This window comes from Micromonospora sp. CPCC 206061 (assembly GCF_036906915.1).
Taxonomy (GTDB): domain Bacteria; phylum Actinomycetota; class Actinomycetes; order Mycobacteriales; family Micromonosporaceae; genus Phytohabitans.
Window position 1 is genome coordinate 1 of sequence record NZ_JBAKHX010000169.1, and the last position, 4,975, is coordinate 4,975.

Annotated in this window: 1 protein-coding gene; it reads right to left on the minus strand. The window is 74.8% G+C overall.

Annotated elements, in window-relative coordinates; all coding sequences use genetic code 11:
- A partial coding sequence (locus V6V89_RS41020) for an SDR family NAD(P)-dependent oxidoreductase (RefSeq protein ID WP_334625126.1) occupies positions 1-4,975 on the minus strand: 4,975 nt, incomplete at both ends.

Here is a 4,975-nt window from a genome sequence, read left to right on the forward strand (position 1 = left end):
GGCGGGCGCCCGGACCAGCCCGCGCAGCAGCGGCGGGAGCGGGCCGGCCGCGGCGCGCTGCCGGAGCGCGCCGGCGTCCAGGGGCGCGGCCACGGCGAGGGCGCGGGAGCCGGACCGGGCCGCGTCGAACAGGGCCAGGCCGTCCTCGGTGGACAGCGGCCGGATCCCGCCGCGGGCCATCCGGGCCCGGTCGGCGCCGGTGAGGGTACCGGTGATGCCGCTCGCCCGCTCCCACAGTCCCCAGGCGATGGACGTGCCGGGCAGGCCGGCCGCCTGGCGGCGCTGCGCGAGCGCGTCGAGGAACGTGTTCGCGGCGGCGTAGTTGCCCTGTCCCGGGGCGCCGAGCACGCCGGCCGCCGAGGAGAAGACGACGAACGCGGCAAGGTTTGAGTCGCGGGTCAGCTCGTGCAGGTGCCACGCGGCATCCACCTTGGCCGCCAGTACCGTCCCGACCTGGTCGGCGGTCAGCGTCGCGATGGTGCCGTCGTCGGTTACGCCGGCCACGTGCACGACGGCGGTGAGCGGGTGCTCGGCGGGGATGCCGGCGAGCAGGTGCGCCAGGGCGTCGCGGTCGCCGGTGTCGCAGGCGACGACGCGGCCGAGGCCGGTGAGCTCGTCGGCGCCCGGGGCGTCCGGACCGCGCCGGGATGCCAGCAGCAGGTGCCGCACGCCGTGTTCCTCGGCCAGATGCCGGGCCACCAGGGTGCCCAGCGTGCCGGTGGCGCCGGTCACCAGTACCGTGCCGTCGGGGTCGATCGGCGCCGGCAGCGTCAGGACCACCTTGCCCACGTGCCGCGCCTGACCCAGGTGGCGGAACGCCTCCGGCGCCCGGCGGACGTCCCACGCGGTGACGGGCAGCGGTCGCAGCGCGCCGCGCGTGAAGAGCGCGGCCAGTTCGGTCAGCATCCGCTTGATGCGGTCCGGGCCGGCGTCGGCCATGTCGAACGCGGTGTAGCGCACGCCCGGGTGGTCGGCGGCGATACGCCTCGCGTCGCGGATGTCGGTCTTGCCCATCTCCAGGAAGCGCCCGCCGCGCGGCAGCAGCCGCAGCGACGCGTCGACGTAGTCACCGGCGAGCGAGTTGAGCACGGCGTCGAAGCCCCGCCCGCCGGTGGCCGCGGCGAAGTCAGCCTCGAAGTCGAGCGTGCGCGACGACGCGATCCGCTCCTGTGGGACGCCCAGATCGCGCAGCGCCGGCCACTTCGCGGGGCTCGCGGTCGCGTACACGTCGAGGCCCCAGTGGCGGGCGAGTTGGATCGCGGCCATGCCGACGCCGCCGGTGCCCGCGTGCACGAGCAGTGACTCGCCGGCAGTGAGCCGGCCGAGATCGGTGAGTCCGTAGTAGGCGGTCAGGAAGACCACGGGGATGGTGGCGGCTTCGGCGAACGTGAGGCCGGCTGGCACCTTGGCGACCATCCGGTGGTCGGTGACCGCGACCGGTCCCATCGCTCCGGAGAAGAGGCCCATCACCGCGTCTCCGGGCGCGATCCCCGGGACACCGGGGCCGACCTCGGTGACCACGCCGGCCGCTTCACCGCCGATGAACGCCTCACCCGGGTACATGCCGAGGGCGATGAGCACGTCGCGGAAGTTCAACCCGGCGGCCCGTACGGCCACGCGGACCTCGCCGCGGCTAAGCGGCCGCTCAGCGTCGGGATGCGGCACCAGCGTCAGGTTGTCGAGGGAGCCCCGCGCGGTCGTGTCGACCCGCCAGGCGGTCGCGTCCGGCGGCGGGGTGAGTGCCCGGTCAGCCGAGGCACGCGCCAGCCTCGCCGCCACGAGCGCGCCGTGCCTGATCGCCACCTGCGGTTCGTCGCTGGCCAGGGCCGCGGCGAGCGCCGGTGCCGAGGACTCGTGGTGGTCGAGGTCGACCAGGGTGACCCGGCCGGGGTACTCGCTCTGCGCCGCGCGGGCGAGGCCCCACAGCGCGGCACCTGCCAGGTCGGCGGGCCCGTCGGCGGCGTGCGTCGCCACCGCTCCGCGCGTGATCACGGCGAGCCGGGCGTCCGCAAGCCGTTCGTCGGTGAGGACCGCCCGCAGCGTGGCGAGCGTCTCCGTGACGGCGGCGTGGACACCGGCCGGCGGTTCGGCGCCCGTGCGGGGGAGCAGCACCCAGCCACCGGTCACGGTGTCGAGGTCGGTGGTGACGTCCGCGCCGAGTGCGGTGGCGAGGCCGAGCGGGTCCGGCCCGAGGACCGTCCACATCGGGGCGTCGACGGGCTCCGTGGACTCCGGCAGCGGCGTCCAGTCCAGGTGGAACAGCCGGTCGCGGTGCTGGTCGCCGGCGGCGGCGAGCTGGTCGGCGGTGACCGGGCGGGTGGCGAGCGACCGGACGGTCAGCACCGGCTGGCCGGCGGCGTCGACCGCGACCAGCGAGGTCTCGTCAGCTCCGGTGCGGGTGAGCCGCACCCGCAGCTGCCGGGGCGTGGCGGCGTGCAGCCGGACGCCGTTCCACGCGAACGGCAGCGGCGTCTCCCCCGTCGTGTTGAACGCCAGGGCGTGCAGCGCGGCGTCCAGCAGCGCGGGGTGCACCGCGAACCGGTCCGCGTCCGGCGCGTCCTCCGGCAGCTCCACCTCGGCGTACAGGTGATCGCTGTCCCGCCACGCGCGCCGCACGCCCTGGAAGAGCGGCCCGTACGCGAGCCCGAGACCAGCCAGGTGTTCGTAGAGGCCGGTGGTGTCGAGGGCGTCCGCCCTGGGCGGCCAGGCGATCGTGGGTGTGGCGGCGTCAGCGGCTGTGCCGAGCCGTCCGGTGGCGTGGCACGTCCACGGTGTACCGGTGGGGTCGGCGTCGTGCGGTCGCGAGTGGACGGTCACGCCGCGCTCGCCACCGCCGTCGGGCGGGCCGATGGCCACCTGCACGTCGACCGGTTCCGGCCCGCGCAGCACGAGCGGCGCCTGGAGCGTCAGCTCCTCGACCTGGTCGCAGCCGGTCTGGTCGGCGGCCCGGATCGCCATCTCGACCAGCGCCGTACCAGGCACCAGGACGGCGCCCAGCACCGCGTGCTCGGCCAGCCACGGGTGGGTAGCGAGGGAGAGTTGCCCGGTGAAGAGCAGTCCGTCGCCGTCGGCGAGGGCCACGGCGGCGGCGAGGAACGGGTGGCCGGCCGCGGTGAGCCCGGCGGAGGCGACGTCGCCGCCCACGGCGGGAGTGTCCAGCCAGTACCGCTGCCGCTCGAACGGGTACGTGGGCAGGTCGACCCGGCGCGGCTGGCCGTCGAACGCCGCCTCCCACCGGACGGGTGCTCCGGAGGCGTGGAGCGTGGCGAGGGCGCCCAGGAACGCCTCCGGCTCCGGCCGTCCACCGCGGAGGGTCGCTACGGCCGTGACGGTCTCCCCGGCGAGGGTGTCGGCGGCCATCGCGGTGAGCACACCGTCCGGCCCGAGCTCCAGGTACCGCGTGACGCCCTGGCCGTGCAGCGTGCTGACGCCGTCGGCGAAGCGAACCGCCTGCCGCACGTGCTGCACCCAGTAGCGCGGCGAGCCGAGCTGTTCGGCGGTGGCCAGTTCGCCGGTGAGGTTGGAGACCACGGGTACGCGCGGCGGCGCGTACGACAGGGATGCGGCCACCTCGTGGAACGCTTCCAGCATGTCGTCCATGTGATGCGAGTGGAACGCGTGGCTGACCGTGAGCCGTTTCGTCTTGTACCCGGCGGCGCGGCACTGCTCGGCGATCTGTAGCACGGTCCGCTCGTCGCCGGAGAGCACCACCGAGGTGGACGCGTTCACCGCGGCGATGCCGGCCTGCAATTCACGTCCAGCGAGCAGCGGCAGCACCTGCTCCTCGGTGGCGTTGACGGCCACCATGGCGCCGCCCACTGGCAGCTGCTGCATGAGGGCGGCGCGGGTGGTGACGAGCGTGGCGGCGTCGGGCAGGCTCAAGACGCCGGCCAGGTGCGCGGCGGTCAGTTCCCCGATCGAGTGACCGATCAGGTAGTCCGGTCTGACGCCCCAGCTCTCCAGGAGCCGGTGCAGCGCCGTCTGGAGGGCGAACAGGGCCGGCTGGGTGTATTGCGTCTGGTGTAGACGGTCGTCGCCGTCCGCGAACATGACCTCGCGCAGGTCGGCGGGGAGCCCGGCGGCGATCGCGGCGTCGAGCGCGTCCGCGAACACGGGGAACGTCTCGTACAGCTCGCGTCCCATGCCGTGCCGCTGGCTGCCCTGGCCGGTGAGGAGGAAGGCCAGCGGGCCGGGTGCGGCGGCGACACCGCGGACGACGTGTGCGGCGGGTGCGCCGGTGGCGAGCGCCTGCAGGCCGGCGCGGGCCTGGTCGGCGTCCGCGGCGATGACGGCGGCGCGCTCCTCGAAGGCGGTGCGGGTGGTGGCAAGCGAGTGGCTCAGCCCGGCGAGGTCGGCGTTCTCCTCGACGGCACCGGCGAGACGGGCGGCCAGTTCGCGCAGTGCGCCCTCGGTGCGGGCGGAGACCAGCAGCGGGACCGGGCCGGTCGCGGTGCCCGCGGGCTCCGGATCCTCGCTCGGTGGCGCCTCTTCGACGATGAGGTGGCTGTTGGTGCCGCTGATGCCGAAGGAGGAGATGCCGGCTCGGCGGGGACGCTCAGTGGGCTCCCACGGCTGGGGCTCGGTGAGGAGCTCGACGGCGCCGGTGGTCCAGTCGACGTGCGGGCTGGGCGCGTCGACATGCAGGGTCCGGGGGAGTTGACGGTGGTGCAGCGCCATGACCATCTTGATGACCCCGGCGACGCCTGCCGCTGCTTGGGCGTGGCCGATGTTGGACTTGATGGAGCCGAGCCATAGTGGACGGTCGGTGGGTCGATCCTGGCCGTACGTGTCGAGCAGAGCCTGGGCTTCGATCGGGTCTCCCAGCGTGGTGCCGGTGCCGTGTGCCTCGACGGCGTCGACGTCCGCGGGGGTGAGCCCGCCGCTGGCGAGCGCCTGGCGAATGACGCGCTGCTGGGATGGGCCGTTGGGTGCGGTGAGGCCGTTGCTGGCGCCGTCTTGGTTGACTGCTGAGCCT